The 26,161-nt window shown below is 57.0% G+C and carries 22 protein-coding genes; 14 read left to right on the plus strand and 8 right to left on the minus strand.

Annotated elements, in window-relative coordinates:
- Window positions 1-554 precede the first annotated feature (554 nt).
- Window positions 555-752 carry an HNH endonuclease gene (locus GNZ12_RS45470; protein WP_216673083.1) on the minus strand — a complete coding sequence of 66 codons (198 nt, stop codon included), beginning with the start codon at window positions 750-752 and terminating at the stop codon, window positions 555-557.
- A gap of 286 nt (window positions 753-1,038) precedes the next feature.
- On the opposite strand from GNZ12_RS45470, the gene GNZ12_RS44950 reads away from it, so the two are divergent.
- A complete protein-coding gene (locus GNZ12_RS44950; protein WP_268959004.1) occupies window positions 1,039-1,167 on the plus strand; it encodes a hypothetical protein in 129 nt (42 codons plus the stop codon).
- Window positions 1,168-2,345: 1,178 nt separating this feature from the next.
- Window positions 2,346-2,915, plus strand: coding sequence for a winged helix DNA-binding protein (locus GNZ12_RS03095; RefSeq protein ID WP_172308950.1), 570 nt, complete (start codon window positions 2,346-2,348; stop codon window positions 2,913-2,915).
- 61 nt (window positions 2,916-2,976) lie between these two features.
- Here GNZ12_RS03095 and GNZ12_RS03100 read toward each other — a convergent pair whose 3' ends face one another.
- From GNZ12_RS03100 to GNZ12_RS03115, 4 genes are all read right to left on the minus strand, one after another.
- Complete coding sequence (locus tag GNZ12_RS03100; RefSeq protein ID WP_172308951.1) at window positions 2,977-4,374, minus strand: amidase; 1,398 nt, start codon at window positions 4,372-4,374, stop codon at window positions 2,977-2,979.
- Between the two features lie 83 nt (window positions 4,375-4,457).
- Window positions 4,458-5,783 carry a M20 family metallopeptidase gene (locus GNZ12_RS03105; protein WP_172308952.1) on the minus strand — a complete coding sequence of 442 codons (1,326 nt, stop codon included), beginning with the start codon at window positions 5,781-5,783 and terminating at the stop codon, window positions 4,458-4,460.
- A gap of 34 nt (window positions 5,784-5,817) precedes the next feature.
- On the minus strand, window positions 5,818-6,840 hold the full coding sequence (locus tag GNZ12_RS03110) for an FAD-binding oxidoreductase (RefSeq protein ID WP_172308953.1): 1,023 nt from the start codon (window positions 6,838-6,840) through the stop codon (window positions 5,818-5,820).
- Between the two features lie 24 nt (window positions 6,841-6,864).
- Complete coding sequence (locus GNZ12_RS03115; RefSeq protein ID WP_172308954.1) at window positions 6,865-8,220, minus strand: Rieske 2Fe-2S domain-containing protein; 1,356 nt, start codon at window positions 8,218-8,220, stop codon at window positions 6,865-6,867.
- A 467-nt stretch (window positions 8,221-8,687) separates the two neighbouring features.
- Between GNZ12_RS03115 and GNZ12_RS03120 the strand changes: the two genes are divergently transcribed.
- The 7 genes from GNZ12_RS03120 (at window position 8,688) to GNZ12_RS03150 (ending at window position 14,946) form a co-directional block, all read left to right on the plus strand.
- Window positions 8,688-10,040 (plus strand): purine-cytosine permease family protein, encoded by a 1,353-nt coding sequence (locus GNZ12_RS03120; protein WP_172308955.1) that lies wholly within the window; start codon window positions 8,688-8,690, stop codon window positions 10,038-10,040.
- Between the two features lie 113 nt (window positions 10,041-10,153).
- Window positions 10,154-11,230, plus strand: a complete 1,077-nt coding sequence (locus GNZ12_RS03125; protein ID WP_328805940.1) for a porin — start codon at window positions 10,154-10,156, stop codon at window positions 11,228-11,230.
- 199 nt (window positions 11,231-11,429) lie between these two features.
- On the plus strand, window positions 11,430-12,545 hold the full coding sequence (locus GNZ12_RS03130; protein WP_235993561.1) for an alcohol dehydrogenase catalytic domain-containing protein: 1,116 nt from the start codon (window positions 11,430-11,432) through the stop codon (window positions 12,543-12,545).
- Between the two features lie 29 nt (window positions 12,546-12,574).
- Window positions 12,575-13,108, plus strand: coding sequence for a cupin domain-containing protein (locus GNZ12_RS03135; protein WP_172308956.1), 534 nt, complete (start codon window positions 12,575-12,577; stop codon window positions 13,106-13,108).
- Window positions 13,109-13,151: 43 nt separating this feature from the next.
- On the plus strand, window positions 13,152-13,676 hold the full coding sequence (locus GNZ12_RS03140) for a bacteriohemerythrin (RefSeq protein WP_235993563.1): 525 nt from the start codon (window positions 13,152-13,154) through the stop codon (window positions 13,674-13,676).
- Window positions 13,633-14,454 (plus strand): SDR family NAD(P)-dependent oxidoreductase, encoded by an 822-nt coding sequence (locus GNZ12_RS03145; protein ID WP_235993565.1) that lies wholly within the window; start codon window positions 13,633-13,635, stop codon window positions 14,452-14,454. The genes GNZ12_RS03140 and GNZ12_RS03145 overlap by 44 nt, the downstream gene beginning before the upstream one ends.
- Window positions 14,455-14,586: 132 nt before the next feature.
- On the plus strand, window positions 14,587-14,946 hold the full coding sequence (locus GNZ12_RS03150) for a BON domain-containing protein (RefSeq protein WP_172308957.1): 360 nt from the start codon (window positions 14,587-14,589) through the stop codon (window positions 14,944-14,946).
- Here the strand turns inward: GNZ12_RS03150 and GNZ12_RS03155 are convergent.
- Window positions 14,936-15,223 (minus strand): hypothetical protein, encoded by a 288-nt coding sequence (locus GNZ12_RS03155; protein WP_172308958.1) that lies wholly within the window; start codon window positions 15,221-15,223, stop codon window positions 14,936-14,938. The two genes, GNZ12_RS03150 and GNZ12_RS03155, sit on opposite strands and share 11 nt — an antisense overlap.
- Window positions 15,224-15,697: 474 nt before the next feature.
- Between GNZ12_RS03155 and GNZ12_RS03160 the strand changes: the two genes are divergently transcribed.
- From GNZ12_RS03160 to GNZ12_RS03170, 3 genes are all read left to right on the plus strand, one after another.
- Window positions 15,698-16,432 (plus strand): IS6 family transposase, encoded by a 735-nt coding sequence (locus GNZ12_RS03160; RefSeq protein WP_172308959.1) that lies wholly within the window; start codon window positions 15,698-15,700, stop codon window positions 16,430-16,432.
- A gap of 1,949 nt (window positions 16,433-18,381) precedes the next feature.
- On the plus strand, window positions 18,382-19,878 hold the full coding sequence (locus tag GNZ12_RS03165; RefSeq protein ID WP_235993567.1) for an IS5 family transposase: 1,497 nt from the start codon (window positions 18,382-18,384) through the stop codon (window positions 19,876-19,878).
- Window positions 19,879-19,970: 92 nt separating this feature from the next.
- Window positions 19,971-20,960: a GlxA family transcriptional regulator gene (locus GNZ12_RS03170; protein WP_172309070.1), complete on the plus strand. Its 990-nt coding sequence runs from the start codon at window positions 19,971-19,973 to the stop codon at window positions 20,958-20,960.
- A gap of 170 nt (window positions 20,961-21,130) precedes the next feature.
- Here GNZ12_RS03170 and GNZ12_RS03175 read toward each other — a convergent pair whose 3' ends face one another.
- Entirely contained in the window at window positions 21,131-21,325 is a 195-nt protein-coding gene (locus GNZ12_RS03175) for a hypothetical protein (protein ID WP_172308960.1), read from the minus strand.
- Between the two features lie 346 nt (window positions 21,326-21,671).
- Between GNZ12_RS03175 and galU the strand changes: the two genes are divergently transcribed.
- Together galU and GNZ12_RS03185 are read left to right on the plus strand one after the other, a co-directional pair.
- Window positions 21,672-22,553 (plus strand): UTP--glucose-1-phosphate uridylyltransferase GalU, encoded by an 882-nt coding sequence (gene galU / locus GNZ12_RS03180; protein ID WP_172308961.1) that lies wholly within the window; start codon window positions 21,672-21,674, stop codon window positions 22,551-22,553.
- Window positions 22,554-23,213: 660 nt separating this feature from the next.
- Complete coding sequence (locus GNZ12_RS03185; RefSeq protein WP_172308962.1) at window positions 23,214-24,206, plus strand: GlxA family transcriptional regulator; 993 nt, start codon at window positions 23,214-23,216, stop codon at window positions 24,204-24,206.
- 103 nt (window positions 24,207-24,309) lie between these two features.
- On the opposite strand, the gene rfbC is transcribed toward GNZ12_RS03185, so the two are convergent.
- Window positions 24,310-24,858 carry a dTDP-4-dehydrorhamnose 3,5-epimerase gene (gene rfbC / locus GNZ12_RS03190; protein ID WP_172308963.1) on the minus strand — a complete coding sequence of 183 codons (549 nt, stop codon included), beginning with the start codon at window positions 24,856-24,858 and terminating at the stop codon, window positions 24,310-24,312.
- Window positions 24,859-26,161 lie beyond the last annotated feature (1,303 nt).

The raw sequence follows: 26,161 nt of genomic DNA on the forward strand, positions 1-26,161 counted from the left end.
GGCTATCTCGCGCGCGCCAATGATCCTCCGCCCGGCAATAAGGTCATCTGGCGCGGCATGCATCGGCTTGTCGACATCCAGATCGGGTACTGGTTGGGGCGTGAAAATAGTGGGTAATCACAAGCGCGCGCCTGTTGTTTACAACCCCCTCATCCTGTCCATTGAAAGTAAACGACTTTTGACGCTCCGGCCCTGAAGCCTGGCGTAGCGAACCCTTGACACTGGGAAGAGGCGATATGCTGGCGTATGTTGGTGAGCGCGCGGTATTGCGCTCACCAACATACAGGCGCATTCCACGTCGCCCAGTAATTGCTGCAATCGAATTCACGTCCCCGCCTGAAGCCGTCGTGGCGCTCGTAAGATGATCCAACGTCTTACAACCTTCTATCCGCTGGCGGTTCGCCAGCCCTATCCTGCATGCGCGTTGCGCCGGAATCTTGTCCGGGTGACATGCCCCATCTTCAGAACCGTGCATGGGTCTTTCGATCCACACGGCTCAAGCCTCTGCAAAGGCATCTTTCGACACCCGGTTTCACAACGGTAGTTCCGGCAGACTAATAATTTCTACGGCAATTGAGATGGTGCATCTGAAGGTTGCCTGTTGCATCCGACCCGCCTTCGGCTCTTTTCACAATGTGACGAACACCCCAAGGGGTGCGCTTTGTGATTGGTTCCTGGCAGGTCGAACACATGCCATCCTGCCTTCGCCAGACACGGTAAAACTTCGCACGTCCTTTTGATGAGTTCTGCATTTTCGTGGCCCATCGGGACTCGAAGTAATGCTCCCATTCTGGGTCGTGCGGATTGGCGTTGGCTCTGATCTTGATATGCCGATGGATTGGCGTATCCGATTCTTGTAGCAGGGCGAGCTCGCGTTGCGTTCCATCTTCTTGCTTTTCTGTGGCGGCAAATACCCAGTTCCGGGCACCCCGGGTCTTGAGATATTTCTCTTTGACCCAGCGGGCTCCCTTGTTCGGATGCCTTCTTACCGCCCCCCGTTGACTTCGGCTGGCTCGATCTAATGGACATCCTTTCGCAATGACTGATCAACGGCGTCTTACCTGCTCTCATGTGGCGACCTGCAGCCTGCTCGCGGTGGCGTTGGCGCTCGCGGCAAGACCCACGCTTTCGATGATCGACGAGCCTGCGGCCGGTCTGAACACCTAGGCGGCGGTTGTTCTCGGCAAGGTTCTGCGTCAGCTTCGCGAGCATCAATCGGTCCACCAGCGTGGCAGCGAGTGTGCGTGAGAATGAGCACAAGAAACTGGCCGTTCAGGCGTTGGCGGGTCGGAAACGATCAGCGAACTGTCGGCGAGGCTCGGCGTGAGTCGCAAGTTCGTCTACGCGCGGGACAGAAGGCTGCCTGGGCGACATACCGTGCCATGGCGATGTGTTTCACATCCAGCGCCAGTGTGAGGCGCTCGCCAACACGCCGGGCAACCTCGCCTGGGGAGCTCGCGCACGGCGCCAGAAGCTCGAAGCCAGGATCGATCCTGAATCATCGGCGCTTCGTACGCAGCGGCCGGGCTGAACGGAACGGCAAAAGTCCGCGTGAGTTGATGACCAGTCAGTACCATGCGTGCTGGCTCACGCTGCTCGGGCTCGGCCCTCTTCCGCTAGAGCGAACCTGATTTCCGAACACGCTGGCGAGCATTGTGATGGCACCTTGTTCTTCGGGGCGATCCCAACCTCGTCAGGCACAAGCCCCTGATCGCCGCCATACCAGTCGACGTTGCCATGGTTAGTTAAGCAGATCGTCTACCGCATGGGCATGTGGCTTTACTGCCGCGCCCTCAATTTTCTGTATGCCTATTGCCGCGGCGTCCTTCCGGTCTGTTCTTTGGTGCAGGACAGCTGGGGCCTCCATTCCCACTTACGCCTTCGGGCCAGCTCGCCTTTGAGTCGGGCTTTTCCATTCGGTCTGCACTGTCACGGCAACGGAGGTTAGGCGCCGCGCCTATTCTTTCTGCACAAGATTGGTAGACTGTCGACTTAAAGCCGATTGAAGATCAACGTTTGGCAGGTCGTATTCCAGTTTTACCGTAAGATTCGGTCATTGCTTTCGTTGGGCGCGAGTGCTCTCTGACGTGGCCATCCGACTAGTGTCAGGGACAGCGGACAGCGATCCGTGTGATCTGGGCCCGAGCGGGCGTCGGTGGGTGGTTGCAGCAACAAGAGGCGAACCCGAGGCCTAGTGAAGATGGTCGTCCTGCGGTTGATATGCCGACGGTCTTCGTAAAATGTCGGCTCTGTTCCAGGACGCTCCATGTGCATCCTTGGGAAGTGTGGAAACGCCTGACGGCGTGTCCGGAAACGTAATCGAAATTTTTAAGGCGAGTTACAGCATGGAGTCGAAATTCTATCGCACGTGGCATCTCGCCAAATCGGATATGGAATATAAAATTACCGAGTTTGAGTGGTCATTGATCCGTTTTTTTGAGACGTTTTCGCGCTGGGTACTTGCGAATGGCATGGTTACCATCACGGCCGATGTGGACCTCAAATATCAGGAACATTTCATCTTGCACGTGATCCGTATGCAGGATCGACCGAAGAATAGTTCCACCATCGCGCGTTTGATGAATCGCGACGATATTCCCAACATTCAATACAGCCTGAGAAAACTCGAGACGGCAGGACTGATCGAGAAGCAACGGGAAAATAACAGTAAGACCTTTGCCTACAATGCTAGCGAGTTGGGCGTCAAGCTGACCGACGAATACTATAAGGTCAGGCATGAGCTCTTGCTAAAGCGCCTAGAGGATATTAACGACGTCGAAGAGAAATTCGAAAAGGGCGCTCGATTTATGTCGCTTTTGACGGGGATCTACGAGGAAGCAGCGAGAGATTGCGCGACGATTACGCCGGTTGTCGCAGAGCCGCCAAAGAAGGTTTCAAAAAAACGGCCAGAGTGATTAGTGGACGGCCGGGCTGGCTTCGCGCGGCGTCCTCTTAACCTGGGAACCTGGGGCGCGATCAGAGTCCCGGGTTTTGCTGATGCCAATGGGTTGCCTGCTGGAACGCCATGCCGGCACGACACAGCAGCGCTTCTGCACCGTGCTGGGCAACAAACTGGAAGCCGATTGGCATCCCGCCTTCCGTGAACCCGCACGGCAGCGTAATCGTCGGGTGCCCGCTTGAGTTGAATGGCGCTGTGTACTGAATCAAGCGGGCGTTCAGTTCGGGATCTTGCGCCAACGCGCCGAGCTGCTCATGCGTTGGCGCCGCGAACGGTTGTACCGGGACGATCAGCAGATCGATGTCGCTCATGAGTTTGGTCACCTTCCCGCGCAAGGCTGCGCGCTTCAGCAGAACCTCCTGATAACGCATACCGCTGGTGTCGCGGCCAAGCTCGATCAAGCGGGTCAAGGCCGGACCATATTCGCTAGCGAGCCGCGGGTAGGTGTCGGCGTGCGCGACGGCAACTTCAACCCCGCAGTTGACCTGCCATTCATCGACCACGGTGCGCACTTCGGGGAAACAAATTTCCTGAATCTCCCCACCTAGATTTTTGACGGTATTCACGACTTGTTCGAGCGCCCGGACGATGACATCGTCGGTCCCACGGCTGTTCCACGCGTGATCGATGCCGATTTTAAGTCCGCGCAGATCGTGGCCGGATTCGGGCAGATCGAGCCGGGTTTCCGGCAGCGTGGTCGGATCGAGCGGATCGTTGCCGGCGATAATCCCAAGCAGCAGAGCGGCATCGACTGCATTGCGGGCGATCGGGCCAGGATGGTCCAAACTAGCGCCGAGTTCAAATACGCCGTAGCGGCTAACACACCCCCAGGTGGGCTTGATACCCGTCAGGCCATTCGCTGCAGCAGGGAATCGGATCGAGCCGCCGGTATCCGTGCCGAGCGAGGCATAGCAAAGGCCCGCTGCGGTGGCTACGCCCGAACCACTCGACGATGCGCCGGACCAATGATTCGGATGCCATGGATTGACAGGATCGGGAATGCTGGGGTGATGCGTCGCAAAGGCACCCTCGGTCAGCTGGAGCTTGCCTAGTAAGATGGCTCCAGCTTCCCGAAGCCTTCTGACTGCGGTGGAATCGGTCGACGGGATGAAATTCTTGTGGATGGTCGTACCCGCTGCCGTCGGGAAGCCCGCCACCCAGTACAGGTCTTTGACCGCGATCGGAACACCATGTAGCGGTCCGATCGGCCCTCCGGAAAGCAACTGGCGTTCGGCTTCCTGTGCTTGAGCCAACGCTTGCTCACGCATGACCAGCGCGTAGCTGTGGAGCGATTCATCGAGCTTTTCAATCCGAGCGAGGAGCCTGGCCGTGACTTCAACCGGCGAAATTTCTCGCGCACGAATCATGCGTGCGATTTCTTTTACGCCAAGGTAATGCAGGTCTGTATTTGACATGCTCAATCCAGCTTTATGTTGAAAAAGCCGAAATGCGCCGCGTCGTCCCAGTTCAGCAGGATGAGCGGGCGCCGATTCGACAATCAAAGTCCGAGTTCTGCCCGCTTGCGCGTAAGCGTATCGATGACCGCGTACATGATCTTTTGCGCGCAGGGCATCAGATCGGGGATATAGGTCGCGCCCATTCCGCCCATGCCTTCAGCGAGCGGTTCAGGCGAGCCTTCTGCCGGCCACGGCCAGCCGATGCGTGCGGTAGGAATGCCAAATCGGCGCAGTGCCGCACCATCGGTTTGCCCGCCGAGGAAATCGGGCGTGAGATGGAGGCGCTGCTCGATATGTTCCCAACCGCGCAGTGCTGATTGAATGATCCAGTTCGACGGGGAGGTCGTTCCGCCTGGCACCGAACCAACCATTTCCCAGTCGAGATCGAATTCGGGATGACGTTGGCGCAGCACTTCAATGAACTGGGCGAACTGGGCCTTGACGTCCCCCGGGCTGGTGCGAGGATTGATTCGGATATCGAAGAAAATCTCGGTTACGGCAGATGGGAACGCTGGCCGTTCCGGCCAGCCGGCGCGCACGCCGGAGATCCAGCCATGCGGCTTGACGACACCGGAAGTATTGCGTTCGGCATAGTCGATCAGCCATTTCTCGAGTTCGAGGATGACGTGCGCGGCCGGGACGACCGAGCTGCGGAAACCCGGTGTGCCACGCGGCACCCCCGCATAACCGAGGGTGCCCTTGACCTTCAGCTTGAACCAGCCCATGCCGGGTTCTTCGTGATAAACCCAGTTCCACGGTTTCATGACGATGGCGAAATCCGGTGCCACGCCACGGCTCAACAGGTGGGTCACGCCAGACGACATGCCCGCATGGTCGCGCCCGGCCAGATCGACGGGCATGCCGCCGTCCGCCATGGCGACGATCAGGTCACCGGTCAGCGGCACTTCTGCTTCGATCAAGGCGGTCGCCACTTCGGTCAAGGTTGCGATCATGCCTTTGGGGTTTGAGGCGCCCAGGCCGAAAACCCAGTCGTCCTGCATGCGAGCCTTGGGGTGGAGATCGACGTAGTGGCTGGGGCCGACCCACGGCCTATCGCTTTCGTCGCTTTCGAGGTGCGTGTCGATCGGCGAATACAGCATCAGGGATGCGCCTCCGCCGCTGCCCCGTTTTTCCGCGACGATGTTGCCCGACTGAGCGTTCATCGGGCGATAGCTTGCCGTCATTCCAGCTTTCGACAGGTAGTCGGCCATAAACTGGCTGGCCTCACGCGCAGCACCCGTCGGGCTGTGAATGTTCGTCAGATCGAACAGGAGTTTCTGCAAGCGCCGCGAATTTAGCTTTGCGCAGGCTTGTTCGTACCAGGCCTGCTGCTCGGGGGAAAACGGCAAAGGGGTGGTTGTGACCACGGGTGCTACCTCTTGGTTCTGTTGCAATACAGGATTAGTTCGATGGGGCGAACTGCTCCGCGTAGATGTTTTCCGGTCGTAGTCCCAGGTGTGTGAGCCTGAGCGTTGCCGCCTCGATCATGCGCGGCGGTCCGCAGAGGTATGCAACAGCATCCGGGTGCGCGACATCGCCTTCGCGGATCGCATCCACTGGATTGCCGGCAAGCAGATCGCCACTTGCATCGCGATCAACCGAGACACGTGCAGCGAGCATCGGCAGCCAATGCTTGCGCAACGCGATGTCGTCCATGCAGAACAGCTGATCCGGCGTCGCGCAGCCGAAGCTGAGGAGAATCGGAGGCTTTCGCCCAGGTGCGCGGCGCAGGGTGTCGATCATCGACAGGATCGGTGCGAGACCGGTACCGCCTGCCACCATGATGTGAGGCGCGGACACCTTTTCACGCAGAAAGAAATTGCCGAACGGTCCTTCGATTTCCAGGACGTCGTCGGGTTGGGCGCGCTCGCGTAGCCACGTGGACATGACACCGTCTTCTAGAAGGCGAACGAGAAGCTCGATCCTGGGCAGGTCGGCTGCTGTGCTTGCTGGCGAATAGCTGCGCATGACATCCGTACCGGGTACGCGCACCTGGATGAATTGGCCCGGCTTGAAATCGAGCCAGGCGCCTTCGGCCAACTCGAGCTTCAGACGCACGACATTGGATGCCACCTGTTCCACGCTGTCGACGAAGGCATGTGCCTTCACCGCCTTGACGGTACCGGCGTCGCTCACGTAGTTCAGTGCAAATGTGCAATCGGTTTCAGGTTCGGTCAGGCATAACAGGCGCTCGCCGGCGTCGACCTCACTGCGTAATAGTGTTGAACTGGCACCGGCGCGCATACCGGCCCGGCCTTCCACCAGCTTGGCCACACAGCTCGAGCATGAACCTGAGCGGCACTGATGGATGACAGGGATACCGGCGGCGAGAGCGGCATCAAGCACGCTCTCGCCCTGCTGCACGGCAACCGATGTCGCTTTCCCGTCACGGAAGCTAAAAGTAACGTTTCTAACGGTAGACATTCGGAAACCTTGGATGATGCTGAATTACTTGTAGTCGTTTTCGTCGATCTTTTCGACGAAGTAAGCCGGCTTCTTGCCTTCGGCCGTCTTCTTCATGCGAATGCTCGACGCCTTGACCGCGCCGTCTACGCCACGTCCGGGTTTCGCAATGCCCCGATTCCAGCGCGATGCGAGCTTGCGCCAGGTGATCGGGGAAACGTCCGTTGACACCAACTGCTCGTTATCCCAGCCGGTACCGTCGGCATAGAAATCTTGCATGGCCTCGCGGGCATACAGGTCGCAATTGTTGAAGCCGTGGAGCGCGAGGGGCTTGAACAGATATTCGTAGCGGTACGTGTAGTCCTTGCGTTCCTTTTCGGTGTTGCACACCTTCGCCAGGATTTCCCAGTACTCGTAGGTATCGTCGGTGACCGGGACATACCATTCGAACTGGACCACATGCTCTTCTGGCCAGTTTTCCACCATCAGCACGCCAGGCATGAAGACGGACGTGCGATAGGGACGGGAGTTGAGATTCTCGACCTTCAGATCGACGCGCGCATTTTCGAGAATCGGATTCCACTTCTCGGTGAAGAGCCACTGCACCATCCCCTTCGGACCGTTTTCGTCTTCCACGGTGGTGATGCAGTCTTCCGCGGTGGGTACGATACCGAGCGGCAGCACCCAATCCTTCGCGTGAATGATGGCGTTGTCCTTGTGGACCAGGATGTGCGCGTTGTCGAAACCGTTCTCACAGGCAATACGCCAGTTTGCAAAGCCGGTACGGTGCATGCCGTAGGCAACGACGTTCTCGTCCATCAGGCTCGGTGCCGACGGCCACAGCGGGTGAGGGAAGCGCTCGTCGCTTTCGGGGAAGCGGATCGGCAGGTCGTGCGCCAGCGGCGGAACGTCTGCGTCCGGATAGTCGTCCTCGCGCACGAACACGAAGATCATCCCGGCGAGTTCCTGGACCGGATAGGTGGTCACCGCCGTGGTGCCGATCAGCTTGTCGTCCGGATTTCCCGCGATGGTCGCGAGATTGCCCGTTTCCAGATCGTACGTAAACCCGTGGTACCAGCAGCTGATGGTGTCCTTGGTCAGGCACATCGGCTTGGCCGACAGGCGCACGCCACGGTGAATGCACTGATCTTTCAGCGCGTAGATCTTGCCGTCAACCCGGCGCAGCACGATGGGCACGCCACAGATCTGGATGCCTTCAACAGCATCTTCCGGCAATTCCTTGCTGAACAGCGCCGGATACCAGTGATTGATGAAACCCCATTCCGCGTCCTTGTACGGCTGATATTGGCTTTGAACCTTGGCGTCGTTGACGCGGGCGTCGCTGATTTCGTTCAGACGAGCGCCGGTGGTGCGCCGGCGGACGATTGGCGTGTCGCTCATTGTGACTACTCCTGCTGTGTAAAAGGGGACTCGTGACGAGGCACGAACGATCTTGAAACGCACAGTCCTTCCGCGCTCGACCTGGCCGCCGGCGACAGTTGGACCGATGCTGTGAACGAAGACTACGAAAACATTAATTGACAGTCAATTTATTTTCAATCAATCTTCGCTCGTCATTGGATGGATTGTAAGTTGATGGGCATCTGATCGTCTTGGGATTGCCTTGCTGAAAGACGCTGGCTGGGCAGTTGCCGGTCGAAGGCGACGTGATGCTGTGGTTTACCCGTGGTCGGGTTTGTCGGTAGATGGGGTGATCGTCACGTGCATTGCATGCGAGTGCGCCGAACGCAACCGCGCTGAGCACCGCGTTCGAAACGGCGATGTGGAATCAAAGAGGGCGGAACAAAATTTGTATTTAGTTAACCTAACTATTTGTAAGACTTAAGTTTTTAGCTAAGAGGATTGCCATGGCTGGAGCTATTGAACCAATCGTAGTAGATGAGGTAGATCTTTCGACCGCTCGAATTCCCGATCAGGCGCGTATGCCGAAATTCGCGTTGACGATGGCATGGTGGTCGCTGTGCAGTGCCATGGTCTACCTGATCATTGGCGCGTCCCTCGCGCTTTTCTACGGAACTGCCAATGCCGTTATCGGTATGGTTCTGTCGGTGCTCGTCTATTCGGTGGTCAATTTTGTGCTGACCCGATACGCGATCAAAACTGGGCTTTCTGTTTCGCTGTTTTCCCGGGTGCTTTTTGGCAGTGCGGGCGCGGCGCTGGCGACACTGATCCTGGCGGCGACAGTTATCTACTACGCCGTGTTTGAGAGTTCGGTGATTGCGGTCGCGATGAATGCGCTCTTTCCGAGCATCTCATATCCAGTCGCGGCTCTGATCGTTGTGATCTATAGCGTTCCGCTCGTGTTCGGAAGCGTCCAGAACTGGCTCGACAAACTCAATGGAGTTCTGCTGCCGTTCTACATCATTGGATTGATAGCCGCCGTGGTCATGACGGCCCACACGTATGGGGCCAGCTCCGCATGGCTCCATTTCGGTCCGTCGAAGGCACCGTCGACTGGGTGGTGGGATTGCTTTGTTTACTACATGGGCGTCTGGGTATTCATGATGGCCGCCTTTGATTTTGCGCGCTTCGGCAAGAAGGCCGACGCGCGTTATCACGGGACGTTCAATTTCGGCGCGCCGTTCTGGACCATGGCCTTCGTGATCAATGGCCTGATCGGGATCTTTCTGGTCAGCACGATTCCAGGCAATGGCGCACCGTCGGAGGTCTCGGTGGTTCTGGCGCTGCTCAAGCTGATGGGCGTGTGGGGCTTCGGGTTCCTGCTGGTGACGCAGACGCGCATCAATACTGCTAACTACTACCTGGCGACGATCAATACGCACGCCTTCTTCCAGCGCACGCTAGGTCTGAATTTCCCAAAATATGTCTGGACGATTCTGGTGGGCGCAGTTGTTTATGGCCTGATGCTCTCCGGGATTTTCGCGAAGCTGTTTGAGGCGTTGGCTTATCAGGGGGTGTTTGTCGTGGCATGGGTGGCTGTCGCAATGGCCCACATTCTGTCCGACAAATCCGGGCAGCTCGCTGAGGATACTGCCGATTCCACGTTGAGCAATGTGCACACTTTTAATGTTGGCGGTCTGGTCGCGTGGTTTGCGGGCGTCGCAGTAGGCATCGCGATGATGGAAGCATCCGCATCGTTTCGCTCGTTCTCCGCACCCTCCACGTTCGTTGTGTCCGTTGCAGCATACCTGGTCGTCTCGGCTTATGCGAAACGCACGCCGGTAGCTAGCCGGGCATAGAGCGACCGTGAGTTTCCAGATTTGTCTTGTGGCCATATCTGGGACAACTGGTTGAGGCAGTTCTTTTCAGCAAGAAAATAAGCAAGACGCTTGGCGATTTTGAGGAGAGTTCAGTGAAGGTTACTTATTTTGCAGCGTTGGGCTGCCTTGCCCTATCACAAATGGCACATGCTCAAAGCAATGTAGAGCTGTACGGCATTGTTGATACGGGCGTGATGTACACCTCGAATCAGGGGGGGCACAGCGTGTGGCTGGCGGACCCGGGCGAGGCCGCGCCGAACCTGTTCGGCTTGCGAGGGTCGGAGGACCTTGGAAATGGACTGAAGGCGGTATTCAAGCTGGAAGGGATGTTCAACATCAACAACGGTCAATCGGTTGGTGGGATTTTCGGTCACGACACGTACGTAGGGCTTAAGGACGACAGATGGGGCACCTTGACAATGGGTGACCAGATGGACTTCATGTTCTATTCGATGGTCGTCGATCACTGGGGACCTGCATTCCCCTTCGTCAGCTCGATGAGCCTGAGGCAGGGATCCTTTTCCGGGTTGAACATTCCCAATGGCCCCCCGGGGAACAATTCGTTCGATTTTGACCGCACGCTTGGCGCAGCCATTCCGAATTCGGTCAAGTATGTGAGCCCGACGGTCGGGGGCCTGTCGGTCGGTGCGCAGTACAGCTTCGGTGGCCAGGCAGGCTCATTCGGCGAGGATAGCGGGCAAAGCTTCGGGCTTAACTATCACCTGGGTGCGCTTGCGCTGAACGGTGCCTACACCTACATCAAATACCCTTCGCTGGATAACGGCAACGCCGGTATCCGGAATATCGGTCTCGGTGCGTCCTATATTGTCGGCCCGGCAGAGTTGGCCGCCATGTATACGAGTACTCAGAACACGGCGAATTCCGCACGTGTCGCGGTCTATGAGACGGATCTGACGTGGACTTTCTCCCCGTTCTTTCACGCGAACCTGGCATACGAATACATGAAGGGAAACAGCGTACTGAGCAACCAGAAGGCGAATCAGGAAACGTTGTCGTTGACCTATTCACTGTCGCGCCGCACGAGCATTTATTCGGGCATCGCGCTCCAGCAGGCCTCGGGTGGATCGGCCTGGATCACGCTAGCGCCGGGGCCGGCTTCGGGTGGCCGGCAGGTTGTGATGGATCTCGGTGTCCTGCACGTTTTCTAAGTTCGTTTGATCTGACGTGTTGGCCATGCGTTAGAGGTGTCGTTGCGTGGCTTTCGGTGCGTGACGACGCTTGATTTCGCAAAGAAGTGAATTCCGTAAATCGTATCGGCAAGGTGCACTGGCCGTCCTGCTGTAAGAGCAGTTGGACAGCAGTTCAAGCTTATGCCGACTTTTCCTAAAACCAGGCGGAGAGACAAGGATGGATATGCAGAACAACATGCGCGCGATGCGTGTACACGACGCGAGTGGGCGCTTTCAGCTGGACACGATAGCGCGGCCGGCTTTGCTGTGCCCAACTGATGTGCTGGTGAATGTCAAGGCATCCGGGGTCGTTCCGAATCTGCGCAACGTCATGAGCAATTATGGTGAACGCGCTTATTTGACGGTCCCGGATTTGCCGGCCATTTACGGGTTGGATGCGGCAGGTGTGGTTGCCGAGGTGGGCGAGCGGGTGACGGGCATCGCGCCTGGTGATCGGGTTTATATCAATCCGGGTCGGTCCTGCGGTACCTGTCACGCCTGTCGGATGGGAGAGACTATCAACTGTGAGGCTTTTACCTTCCAGGGGTATTTCGGTTTCGGGCCAAAGTCGAAACAGATTTATGAGCAGTATCCGTATGGGGGCTTTAGTGAATTTGCGACTGCGCCTGCAGATGGGTTGGTCAAACTGCCGGAGCAGGTGAGCTTCGAGCAGGCGGCCCGCTTCGGGTATCTGGGCACGGCTTATTCCGGACTGCGCAAGGCTGGCGTGGGCGCGGGACGAACCGTGCTTATCAGCGGGGCGAGCGGAACGCTCGGGCTCGGCGCGGTGCAGATCGCGCGTGCCATGAGCGCGACCAAGATTCTTTGCGTGGCCCGCAATGAGGCCTTGCTGAAGCGCGTGCAGGCGCTCGACCCGCAGCGAATCCGCACGTTCTCGTATGGCACGGGTTCGCTGGCTGACTGGGCTCGCGCTGAAACCGGCGGTTTAGGTGTGGACTCCGTGGTCGATGCGATTGGCCCAGGGGCTTCGCATCAGATCACGCTGGATTGTATTGCGTCGCTCCGGCGTGGCGGAAAGCTGGTTGAAATCGGCGCGATGTCCGACCCGATGCCAGTCAACCTGCATCAATTGATGTGCGCGCAAGTGAGTCTGCTGGGCTCACTGTGGTTCTCGGTTGCCGAAGGGCAGGATCTGGCGGACATGGCCGCCGCTGGCACGCTCGACCTGAGCGTACTCGAGCATCACCGTTACAGCCTGGAACAGGCTAACGAGGCTTTGGCCAACGCGGAAAAGCGGGCAGGCGGTTTTGTCAATGTAGTTATCGTTCAATGACCGCCACGCAAGCGAATGGGGAGAACGCCATGGTAAGACGCGTCGTAACTGGAGAGAAAGACGGTAAATCGGTATTCCTCTCCGATGGCCCGGTGGCCAATACGCATAACTATGCCGCAGTGCCGGGTTTCCAGACCACGCTCGCATGGGCAACCATGCAAGGTGTTGCGTCCTTGCCGAACGACGGTAAGGACCCGGTGGTCCGCATTCAATCGGTCGTGCCGGATCCGCACGGCACACGCCTGATGGTGGTGCAGTTCCCGCCGGATAGCGTCATGACATCGTCCGAATTCGATCCGGCTGCGGCTGGCGCGGAGTATGCAGCGTATCTGCCGGGGCTGGCGGAAGCCTTCGATGCGGACGGTTCCGGCATGCACCAGACGCTGTCAGTCGACTACGACGTCATTGTTTCGGGCGAGTTGTGGCTCGAACTCGACGACGGCGAAATTCGCCATCTGAAAGCGGGCGACATCGTCATTCAAAACGGAACCCGGCATGCATGGCGCAATCGCGGCGCGGTGCCAGCGGTTATGGTCGCCGTACTGATCGGTGCCGCGAGATAAGGCTGTCCCCGGTGGCCTGAAGAATCAACGAAGGAGAGTAAAGATGACTCATCAACAGGAACATTCGGATCATCCGTCGCGCAAGGCTGCTCAGCCGGTGGAACGTCTCGAATGGAGCGATGCCATGCTGTTGGGGCATGGTCCGATTGACGAAGCGCATGAGGAATTTGTCGAGGTCGTTTCGGCGCTGGGGGACTGCACCCAGCATACGGCACTCGCTTGCCTTCAGGCCGTGGAGTCCCATCTGCTTGCACACTTCGATGTTGAGAAGAGCTGGATGAAGAAAACCGACTTCCCGGCGATGGATTGCCATCTTGATGAGCATCAGAAAGTGATCGATGCGGTGCAGAAAGTCAATGAACTGGCCGCCGTCGGGCAAGTTGGTCTCCATGACGTCAAGCGGCTTGCGAAGGCGTTGACGGATTGGTTTCCGGGTCACGCCGATTATATGGATTCAGCACTGTCGGCGTGGGTCAACAAAAAAACCTATGGCGGGGCTCCGGTGGTGCTGAGGCGCGATCTGCATGCCGCCATGGGTCATCTGGACACGGAAGTGCAGGCGGGTTAAGTCAAGGCTGAGTGCTTTGCTTGGGGAGAAATGGATGTTGATGAAAGACAAGGTTGGGCTCGTGACCGGTGGCGGCTCGGGGATGGGGCGCGCAACTGCCCTGGCTCTGGCACGCGAGGGCGCGCAAGTCGTTTTGGTAGGCCGCAGCGAAGACAAGCTCGTGTCAGTACGGGACGAAATCGTCAAGGCTGGCGGACGTGCAGAAATTAAAACGGCCGACGCTTCGCGCCGTGAAGACAATCAGGCCACTGTTTCGTTTGTCGAGTCCCGCTTCGGGCGTCTCGATTTTGCTTTCAATAATGCAGGTGGTCATGCGGACTTCAAGTCAATTGATCAGACCTCGGTTGAAGAGTCGGAATGGGTGATTGACCTGAACTTCAAGGGTGTCTATTACGGCGTTAAATATCAAGTCGAGGCGATGCTGCGGAGCGGTGGCGGCACGATCGTCAACAACGCATCGATTTTCGGCTTGCGTGGCATGAACGGGATTGCTCACTACGTGGCGAGCAAGCACGCGGTGGTCGGGCTGACCAAGGCGGTCGCGAAGGAATATGCGGGGCAAAACATCCGCATCAACGCGGTATGTCCTGGTGCAACCGAGACACCCAACTATATGCGCTCGACCGGTGGCGATGTCCATCTGCTCGATGACATGATTCCGATGCGTCGAATCGGGCAGCCGCAAGAAGTGGCGGATGCAGTCGTATGGCTGCTGTCGGACAAGGCGGCGTATGTAACCGGCACCACGCTGTCCGTCGATGGCGGTATGACGACCTGAACAGGCAGGCAGCAGAAGGTAAGCGTACAAGCTACAAAACCGAGTAAATCGACAATTAATCCAGTCTCGCTGGAAGGGGTAACGTCGAGCCTCGTCCAGCACTTTGTTATCCGCGACAACAGGAGAAAACAAATGAATGCAATGCGTGCAGTCCGATGTGTCGGTGGTGCTCTTGTCGTGCTGACGACGCTCAGCGCATACGCGCAAAGCAGCAGTGTGACGACTGCTGCTCCAGTAGCGCCACCTTCGGTCAGCGCCAAAACCATGCGCGCCGCGAATCGCCAGTTGCAGAAGAAAGTGCGGTACGTGCTGGTCCGGACGAAGGGCCTCAGTGCTTCTGGTATTTCGGTTCGGGCATACAACGGCGCGGTGACCTTGCAGGGGTGGGTTCCCGATCAGTCGCAAGCTGCGTTGGCCGCGCAGACGGTTCAAGGCGTGCCGGGCGTGACATCGGTGAAAAGCGAACTGATCGTTCGTCCCGTCAGCCAGTGACAGCACTGCCCCAGACATCGTCTTCAGACGGAAACGGGCGAGGTGTGGATGGTCTCGTCGGCAGGGAAAATGACCGAAATGTATACGGGCCCAGGCGAGTCGTGACGCGCTTCAGCCCAACTGGAAGATATTGCGAGAGCGGTTTTGCTGAGAGATAGGAAACGACTTCGTCGTGCTCGTGCTCGCTGACGAATTCCACAGCGTCGTCCAAAACGTCAGCAAAACTGGCGTTCTCGCCAAATGAACCCTGTGGATTGCCATACGTCGTCAGGGCCATCACGGTGGCCAATTCGACGTCGGTTAGGGTGATCAGACGGTTGGTGAGTTCTTGCGAGTACCTACGGGATTTCTGTCGTGCCTTGACCTGATTCTCGTCGGTACCGAAATCACTGTTGCCGTCTTTGGGTATCAGCGAATCGCGAGCACTGTCAATGGCGATGAGCTTGTTGATCGTTTGCTTGAGTGCAACTGTTAGGGAAACACAGATTTATTCCGGGGCGTGTAAAGGGGGCGCTTCAGAAAACGGAAAATAAAGCACGCGAGCGACGGCGATTGTCGCAAACCGACCCGACTTGGACGGTGAGAAGAGCTTCCCCACCGTCCGTTCCGAAGTCGACATGGGACGATCGACTACCGCACTTCCGAAATGTTGGCCAACATGGTTACCACGCCGAGCGTGGCTTTTGCAATCAGCCCGAGCGCCACACAGAGGCTTTGTCACATTGCCAGAGCGGTCGCGTAAGATCAGGTGATGAAGAATTCGAAATCGCTTTATCACGGTCACCGCTTTCCAGCGCCCGTCATCAGTTGTGCTGTGCGCTGGTATTTTCGCTTTCAGTTGAGCCTGCGCGACATTGAAGAGTTGCTGTTTGAGCGCGGCGTGATCGTCAGTTACGAAACGATCCGGCGCTGGAGCGACAAGTTCGGCGCGGGCTTTGCGCATCGCGTCAAGGCCGCGCGTCGCAAGCCGGGCTCGACCTGGCACCTCGACGAAGTGTTCGTGACGCTGCGCGGCGAGCCATACCTGCTATTGCGAGCAGTCGATCAGCATGGCACCGAGCTTGATATCCTGCGGCAGAAGCGTCGCGACAAGGCTGCAGCCAAGCGGTTTTTCAAGCGCGTGCTGGCCTCGTGTCCCGAAGTGCCGCGCAAGATCGTGACCGACCAACTCCGTAGCTATCCGGCGGCAAAGGCCGAGATCCCCGAACTTGCCAACGTCAAGCACGTCTTCGTAAAAGCTAGTGCACGGCTAAACAATCGGGCCGAAAATAGCCATCAGCCCACGCGCGAACGCGAGCGTCGGATGCGTGGCTTCCGAGCTCCGGAACGCACGCAGGCTTTTCTGTCGAGCCTCGGTCCAATTCGGCAGCACTTCGCGCTCAAGCGACATCTACTACGCGCATCGCTTTACCGCGAGCAACTCGGCGACCGCTTTGCCTCCTGGCATCGCTTGACTGAGCTCACCCAAGATCCGTCTGCATTCTGAACAACGGTGTGTCCTGTAGGCTTTTGCGGATTCGACTATTCAATGTGACAAAGCCGTCAGGCCAGCTAGGGAACAGTCGGACGACAATGTATTTTGCCGGCTATGAAGGCGCGAGAAGTGTCCTCGCGAAGGGATCGCGCGATCGGACTTGCCGGGCGGCTATGAGGGTTGGCTGCAGAACGCTTTAGGCATGGCGGATCGGCGTTGGCCATTACAGGTGGAGAGCGTGGTGTGGCATGACCGGGCCACGGAATTCATACTGTTAAATGGTGGTGGAGAAACGGCTTAAACAGCATCGTAACTGAGGGTACATCGTGCTCTAATTAGAGGAGATCCACGTCGGGGCTTCAAACGACGGTTCTAGGATGCAATGGGGTGATACGTGCGGTGTGCTGTCGATACTACGGTTCGGTAGAAAATCGAGGGTGTGGAAATGTCGATTGACGGTCGCCCAACCAGCGCAACGCATCACAGCCCCCTTTCTCGCGCCTGACATTTCTTGACAATTTTGTCGAGTGCTTTCGCGTAGACTCGGCCGTCGAAGTGCATTCGATCATACAGACGTTGCCCATCAATTCACCGACTTACTCGCCATCGACCACCCTCGTCGCTGCGCTCCACAAGCGCACCTGTTCACATGAGAATCGCCATCCTAGAATCCGATGCCGCAGCACTTGACTGCGCGCTCGAAATCCTCTCAGCCGCTGGGCATCTCTGTTTTGGCGCCCTTTGTGACAAAACATTGGACGGGCTGCTCGAACAAGTGTCCGTCGATCTAGTGATACTCGATTGGGTGGCGCCGGATGCACTCCGATACGATACATTGCGCTGTCTGTGCAGACGTGGATCCGTGATCCCCGTTGTCCTGTGCGTGACGTCGCGCACGTCGCAGCAAGCGATCGCAGCGGGGCTGAAGAGTGGCGCAAACATCTGCCTCGAGAAGCCGCTCGGCAGCGCGCAGTCGCTTGCGCACATTCACGCTTTTAGGGCGTCGTAGCGATCCTTCTTCCAAAGTCTTTTCAACCAGGCCCATGTCTCAGGATCGCGCGAGCAAGCTGTAGTCGATCGAATCGGAGGCACGGCTGATTTTCAATTGCGCCAGCGTGGTAGCAGCGCTCGTCGACTTGACCGATCTTCGAGGCCTCGGTGCGAGGTCTGCCGCACATGCGGTGCACCGCATTCGGGCGGCAACGGCCGCTTGTGTCATGGCCGCATGCATATCAATACCAGCCTGACCCATCGTATCGGTTGGGCACGCGCGCTCGTCTCGGCTAAAGCACGCAGGGATTCTGAGCACAACCCCGATCATCCCTCGCGCCACGACGGGAGCACATAGATCAGCAGCGAGCATGATGCGCGACGCCCTACGCGGCATGTGGATACCCCGCCGCAACTTGCCTGCCGCAGACTTCGTTGCATGGCAGAGTTGCCACGCTACGCCACTCGCGCGTCGCGCCGTTCGCTTCGAAGCAGGTCGGCGCCCATGGCGTTCGGTCTCCGGCATCGCGCGAAGGCGTCGCCGAAATACGTTTCTCCTTGGCCTGTCGGATAGGCGACTGATCGACGGCAGCCGCGGCGGCAATATCGAGCGATGGCTGAACCACGCATGATCGCAACGACCATACGTGCGCTGGGAATTTTCATATATTGGATATGAATATGCTAATCAATTATTTTTGTGCGATTTCTTTTGAAATGTTTTTTCATTAGAGCCGGTAACTTCTCGTGATGAAATATTTGGCATCGTGTGGTGGCTAAAGAATTGATCGTGGCCGCCAACATGTTGTTCGATTCAGCCATAAAAATGCGTCGCAAACCATCCTTATGTAGTCGGTCTTGCAGAATGGCGAGAAGCCAGGCGGAGTAAGGGAATGGGTGCGAACACGGGGTTGCGAAACTCCCAGATTCAATATGGAATTGGCATATCTTCTGGGAGTTGAGAGCCGCCGATGAGCACGCCCGATTTCTTCCGCAGCCGCCTGGATGCAATGATCGATTTGCGTCACCCGCTGGCCGTACTGGCTAACCGGATGCCATGGGCATCGATCGAAGCGACGTTGACGCCGATGTTCGAGCGCCGTGTTCGCGAAGGCCGGGTGACCGCAGAGGTTGATCTGTTCGGCGTGACGCCTAAGCTCGCAGGTTCTGGTGTCAGCGCTGCAGGACGTCCACGCCTGTCCATCCGTCTGATGGTCGGTCTGCTGTATCTGAAACACGCGTACAACGAAAGCGACGACTCGGTGTGCGAGCGTTGGGCAGAAAGCGTGTATTTTCAGTACTTCTGCGGCGAGGAGTATTTCCAGCCGCGTCTGCCGTGCGACCCGACCAACCTGGTGCGCTTTCGGCAGGCGCTGGGCGAAGCCGGTGTCGAGGAACTGCTGGCGACGACGATTGCGGCGGCCATGGAGATGAAGGCGGTGACACCGGCCGAACTCGAGCGCGTGATTGTTGATACGACGGTCCAGGAGAAAGCGGTTGCATATCCGACCGACAGCCGTCTGCTTGAGGTGGCACGGGCCAGACTCGTGCAACTGGCGCAACGCGCCGGTCTGGCGCTGAAGCAAACGTACGAGCGTGAAGGCAAACGACTGCGTCGCCGCGCGGGCGGCTATGCGCATGCGAAGCAGTTCAGGCGCCTGCGTCGTGTACTCAAACGTCAGCGCACAGTATTGGGACGATTACTGCGTGACATCGAACGCAAGCTATCCGGGGCCCCGGACGAACGGCAGACACAACTGCGCGTGTGGCTCGAGCGTGCATGGCGCATTTGCCGCCAACGTCCAAAGGACAAGAACAAGTTGTACGCCCTGCACGCGCCTGAAGTTGAGTGCATCGGCAAAGGCAAGGCGCGGCAGCCCTACGAGTTCGGCGTCAAGGTAAGTCTCGCGATCACGGAGAAACAAGGACTGATCGTCGGCGCACGGGCGTTCCCAGGCAACCCATACGACGGCCACACGCTGGCGGAGCAACTCGAACAGAGCTCCATTCTGTTGCAGGATCTGCCCGGTACGCCGCAACCGAAGACCGTGCTGGTCGATCTCGGGTTTCGTGGCGTCGACGCCGAAGTATCATCAGTACAACTTATTCATCGTGGCAAATACAAGACCCTGACCCGCACGCAGCGACATTGGCTCAAGCGACGGCAGGCGATCGAACCGATCATCGGCCATGTGAAGCACGACCACGGCATGCGGCGTTGCTGGCTCAAAGGGCAAACCGGCGATGCGCTACACGCGGTGCTGTGTGCTGCCGGCTACAACCTGCGCTGGTTGCTGCGCGCCATCGTCCGCCTGGGCCTGAGGCCCGTATTTTTTACCCTCGCGTTGCTGCATTGGCTCGCCGATGTCACGTTGAAGTCGGCGCTTGCTCGCCACAACCACTTTCGGTGGGTTGATTCCAGTTCGCCGACAGGCCGCCCCCGTGGCTTAGCTCGCTACGCAAACTGAATTTTGCAGGTCCGACTATGTACGATCAGTTCCAGAAATTAATCCGGCTCAAAGCAAGCTGGAACAGGCAACTAATTTCCGGGGAAAATCAGATGGAGTGCTCTTCAGTCCTTTACCGCACCGGCGCAGTGCCGCCCCACGTTTCGCCTGTGACTGGCATCGTGAGGCATATTGGCATAGTCCTGTTTGGTGGCTTTGCCCTTCTGGAGGCTGCAGCGGTCGTGGAGGTATTCCAGTCGGTGAATGCGCTCACTGAGGGCGAACGGTGCGACGTAATGTGTTACGACGTTAGTCTGTTGTCAGCGGCAGGGGGCAGGATCGTCAGCTCTTCATCGGTATTCGTCTGGACCGAAGGCATCGAGGCGCTGCGCGACTCAGAGCGCTTTCACGCTTTGTTTATTGCAGGCGGCGCAGGGGTGAACGATGCCCTACACGATGAATACCTCATTGCCTGGCTGCGTCGGACGCATCCACGCAGCGACTTGGTATTCCCGATCGGTGAAGGACAATTGCTGCTAGACGTCGCCGGATTCGGGCAGGCCACCGGCGTTAGGCGTTACTGCGAACACGCTGGCGAAACCATGCGGATCGGCGCCGGTAGTGGGCCTTCGAGTGTCGCCGCAAGCCCGTTGCAAACAGCCATCGCAGTGGTCGAGGAGGATTTCGGTAGCGAAATTGCGCGTCAGATCGCTAACTGGGTTACACCATCTACGGATACCCGGTTTACTGCAATTGTGCGCAAGAATGCTTCGGTAGGCGTGAGCGAGAATATCAAGGCGTCGGCAAAGTGGCTGGAAGCGAACGGTCACCGTCCGATCTCGATCGACGCCGCCGCGCAGATCGCCGGCATGAGCGAGCGCAATTTCCTGAGGCGTTTCAAGATCGAAATGGGTGTGACGCCGTCTGACTATTTGCTGTACGTGCGGCTTGATATGAGCTGTCGCCTGCTTGTTGAAACCGTCCTGCCAGTCGACAAGGTGGCGCGTCACTGTGGCATTGGATGTGGCGGTCGGCTCGCGAAACTCTTTCGCAAGCATCTTGCGACGACACCTACCGAGTATCGCGCGAGCAAGCGGGTTTGAGTGGCCAACAGCGGTGCGTGCATTTCGGACATGGTTCACTTCGCTAATTACCGTCAGGTCAGAAATCAGTCATATCGTTTATCGTGGAAGCATGGCTATTCTTTTATTCTATTTAATTATTATTTATTACAAGTGGCGTTAGCTATTCGAATTGGTTGAGTAGCGTCTGGTCACGCTGGCTGCGTGGAGACTAACAAATCACAATCGGCATTGTCCACGATAGATGGTTTTTTTTGAACAATGACCAACCGATTAGTGCCATGGTCGGTGCGCTCAGGAAAATCGGAGAAAAAGTCCACTTTCGAATTAAGTGCGGAGCGCAAACGGTTCCTCGCGAAAAGTTTGCCAAATTGAAGCTGTGCCATTGGTCCATCGTCGACGGAAGATCGATGGCGATGGCTAGCGGTGCGCCAGAAATGCATTAACTAGGCCTGGTTCAGCCAAAATCCGAATTGCTTCCGCCACGCGCGGTTACGTGGCCACCTGAGGCCCTATGCTTCCGCCTAGCCGTTTCGGTACCCGGGTGTGCGACAACACCGTTTGAATCTAAGTGGTCGTCACCGAACTCCTGATGGCAGCCTAAAGCGTCGACCTGCGCGCACTTTACCTCTGCGCGTCGCTGTCGACCGTGCAGGTTTTCTGCGGCTATCGGTGTGGGGCAGCGGTGGCTCGACCGTGAATCGGCCATAGCAATCATATTCGGAGTCTCTTATGCTAAAAGTTACAAAAGCAGTGTTTCCGGTAGCTGGTCTTGGCACCCGATTTCTTCCTGCCACGAAGGCTAGCCCAAAGGAAATGCTGCCAGTCGTCGATAAACCGCTGATTCAATACGCGGTGGAGGAGGCCATGGCCGCAGGCATCACCGAAATGATCTTCGTCACGGGCCGCAGCAAGCGTGCCATCGAAGACCATTTCGATAAGTCGTATGAAGTCGAGGCGGAACTGGAAGCGCGCGGTAAGAACAAGCTGCTGGAGTTGGTGCGCAGCATCAAGCCGAGTCATGTTGACTGTTTTTACGTGCGTCAGTCGGAGGCGCTCGGCCTCGGGCACGCTGTGCTGTGCGCTGAGAAACTGGTGGGTGATAACCCGTTCGCCGTAATTCTCGCGGACGACCTCCTATACGGCACCCCCCCTGTCATGACGCAGATGATCGAGGTGTTCAATCATTACCATAGCTCGGTGATCGGTGTTGAGGAAATTTCGGCACAGGATACCAAGTCGTACGGGATCATCGACGGCAGGGAATGGGGGGATTCGATTATCAAAATGTCGGGCATCGTTGAAAAACCTGAGCCGAGTATGGCACCTTCGAATCCGGGTGTGGTGGGTCGATACGTGCTGAAGCCGCGGATTTTCAAACATCTTCGCGCAATCACGCCGGGCGCGGGCGGCGAACTCCAGTTGACGGATGCAATCCAGTCGTTGCTAGCCGATGAACAGGTACTTGCATACAAGTACGACGGCACGCGCTTTGACTGCGGCAGTAAGCTTGGCTATCTGAAGGCGGCGGTGGAATTTGCACTGCGGCATCCCGAGGTACGCGTCGAGTTTCGTGCATACCTGGAGCAGCACCTGTCTCTCCTGCAGTTGTGATGTTGCCGCGCCTCGTGGAAAAGCATATTCACATGTTGCAGTGTCGCGCAGCATGTGGGTACTGAGCCAGATTGTAAGCGTTCGCCGTTCAGGCGATACGGTTCAGTGCGGACCTGACGTGTTGCCCGGCACTGCAAGACGACGCGCATTTCGCGGGTTCCGCCGACAGACGCGCTGTAGCTGTCAGAAGGCTCCTCGCGAGCGTCTTGCCATCTGGTTAAATCAAAAAAATCCACCCATTGCGTTGGCGAAAACGAACTTTCCGACACCCCGAAGCGCCCGCCGACGCCAAAGGTCGAGGAAAGTATAGGTTAGCGTGGCGATGGCCGATGCAGGCCGGCAGAATTCGTTCTGATTTTGATGATAAAGAACGCGACATTCGGCCATCAGCGATTCGTGACATATGCGAGAAGATCAGCGACATCCTTTAATTTGAATAGGATGCCGAATAAATAATTGAAAGGCAATCGAATGATTGCAAATCGGATATCCGCTACGGAAGCTTCCGCCTGAATGCTGCGATCGGTCCGTGACCGCCAACGTATTATCCAATTCGGCCATCCAGTGACCTTATGCGTGCCGCTTGTGTACGATTGCCGAGATAGTTAAAACGGCTCAAATGTAGCCGTAGGAGGCCACTTATCTTCGGGGGATGGCTGGATGGCAGGTTTATTTGCCCGCGATAGTCGCGACGCGACTCAGTCTCAGGTACTTCATGACGTTCGCTCCGTAAGACGTATCGGCATTGCACTGTTCGACGGCTTCTCGCTACCAGAGGCAGCCGCGGTAGTGGAGATTTTTCAGTCAGCCAATGCGCTCTGCATGTCCCTTCGGATAGGTGGGCCACGCTATGACGTTCATCTCTTGTCGGTCGGTGGTGGCAGGATTGCGAGTTCGTCATCGGTGTTTGTCTGGACCAACAGTATCAAATCACATGGTCATGCCGGCGATTTTCATGCGCTCTTTATCGCCGGAGGTGCAGGCGTCCACAGTATGCTGAGTGAAGAACTGATTGCGTGGCTGAGCCGACTCGATCTGCGCAGCGAACGGATTTTTCCAATTTCCGAAGGACGCTTGCTATCGGATGTCGCGGAATCATCGAATGCATCCCCAAAATTGCGCCGCGGCGAAGGTGCTCATGAGGTTCCGTGGAACGGACTGAAAGTTTCTACTTCCCAGCGATCAAGCACTCCGCTGCGAGCTGCACTAGCGCTGATTGAAGAAGATCTCGGCGCGGAAGTCGCGCGGGAGATCGCCGGCTCTCTAAGGTTGCGCTATGACGCACAGTTTACCTTCGCTACAAAGAAGAACGCATTCGGAGCTGTGAGCGAAAAGATTCAATCGTCGGCACAATGGCTGGAAATGAACTGCGGAAAAACGATCACGATTGAAGAAGCGGCGCAATATGTCGCGATGAGTGAGCGGAATTTCTTGCGCCGCTTCAAGATGGAAATGGGTGTGACGCCGTCCGACTATCTCTTATGCGTTCGAATTGATAAGTGCTGCAATCTTCTTTCTGAAACTGATCTTCCCGTCGACAAGATCGCGCGGCGATGTGGAATCGGAAGTGGCGGACAACTTTCGAAAGTATTTCGCAAATACCTTGGCGTGACGCCGACTGAGTACCGTGCAAGCAAACGGTCGTTTAGTTAGGTGCGTCGACAGATGTTATAAAAGACTATTCATGGGGTACAACGGTCGAATGACATGCAGTCGAATCAACGGGGGCATGTCCAACCACGAGTGGGGATTGCCATCAATAAACCTCGGCAACGCTGAAATTTTTACCCACCGCATCACGCGCGGAGGTGATTGGCGCCTTGTCCAGATCCCAGGCAATCGCGATGTCGGGATCGTCCCACTGCAACGTGCGTTCGTGCTCGACAAAGCCACGCTCGGTTGTCTTGCAAAGTACCTCTGCGACATCCGACAACACGAGGAAACCATGCGCAAACCCTGGCGGAATCCATAGCTGACGGCAGTTGGATGCCGATAGTCGTGCACTGATCCAGCGTCCGAACGTGGGCGACAAGCGTCGCAAGTCAACCGCCACATTGACCACTTCACCGTTCACTACACGCACTAGTTTCCCCTGCGGGCGTCGAATCTGATAATGCAGGCCACACAGCACATTGTGGGCGGACACCGAGTGACGCTCTTGCACGAATCGATAGTTGCGCGCCACATGTTCATCGAATTCCTCTTGATCGAAGCTATCAAACGAAACGCCTCGCATATCGGAGAGGATGCGTGGTTCGATCAGCTTGACGTCGGGAATTGCCGTGTGCTTAACCTGAATTGTCATCTGTAACGAATTAGATCAGGAATTGAAATGAACTTCGATGTGCTGCGAAATGATCCCAAGCCGGGTTAAGCAGCGATCGGCAAGATACGGCTCTAGAATCCTCATCTCTAAGACCTTGGATAGTACAAGAGTGGGCTTAGTCTGCAGCGCCAAAAGATTGGTTCGAGACGCCATCTATCGCTCTAACCTCTAACTCCTCACTATACAATTGCGTGGCGAGTTGCCGGGAAAATCCGCTCATGAAAGATCGCGGAAGAACGGCAATCTAAATTCGGCGGAATCCTTCAATGTTTTGGCGGATCGGACCAAGTGGAACGTAGGACTATCTGTTGTAGGAGATCCAATCTTTGAACGCGATAGGGGTGCAACCGCCTGTTCGATATGCAGGGTTTTTTGACCTTCACTCCATGTGACACCACACCGATTTCCGGTTGCGCATTGCGGCATGAGCTAATTTCCCACACGATGACGCACCGACTCGTCGATTTTGATCTATATGCGCGCACAGAATTGCTTGCCTATCTGGTTGCCTCACAACTAGTAAGGCGTCAGAGGACCAAGCAATGGCTTAATTTCGAGCAACTTGTCGAATATACGCATCTTTGGCTGCGGTTAAACGGTCGCAGAGTTGACTGGCTTCAGCGCGTCGGGCTTGCATGCCGTGCGCAATGTCTAGCGGAACGGATAGAGCGAACCTCGCGAGAAAGGCGCGACGCAAAGACTGTGGCGCGTATGTTTTTAGGTGGTCGGCGCCTGGACTTGCGATCTCCAGTCGTGGCGGAGATCTTCGTCGCGTGCGCGGCTAATCTTCCGGGCCAGGTAGTCTTCCATGGTGAGCATGGCGTGACGTGAAACTGGTAGACAGTGATGGGGGATTGGACGAATTGGATCGAAGTTCGTCTGCCCGTGATTCCGGGATCGCTTCAGGATGTCATCGGAAATTGCCTTACTTGGCGGGTTGCCCTCTTACTCGTTTTCACTTAACAAAGAGAACAACCTATTGTGCGCAATATTCCCAACCTTGTTGGTTGTCCAGATTAACAATGTCCTGGTCAAATTCCTCCGACACACAGACGCGTGCCGATCTACTGACTTATCTCGTCGTGTCGCAGTTAATCAGACGCCGGCTGACCGGGAAGTGGCTGACGGCACAACACGTGGTTCAATGCACGCATCTGTGGATGTGTGCCAACGGCGGGATCGACTTGCTTCAGCGTGTGGCGCTGGGTAGTTGCGCACAGGGCGTGGCGATGCATGTAATGCAAGTGTCGAAGGTTCGATTTGATGCCAAGGCGTTAGCTGA

It is taken from the genome of Paraburkholderia solitsugae (assembly GCF_013177695.1).
In the GTDB taxonomy this organism is placed as follows: Bacteria; Pseudomonadota; Gammaproteobacteria; order Burkholderiales; family Burkholderiaceae; genus Paraburkholderia; species Paraburkholderia solitsugae.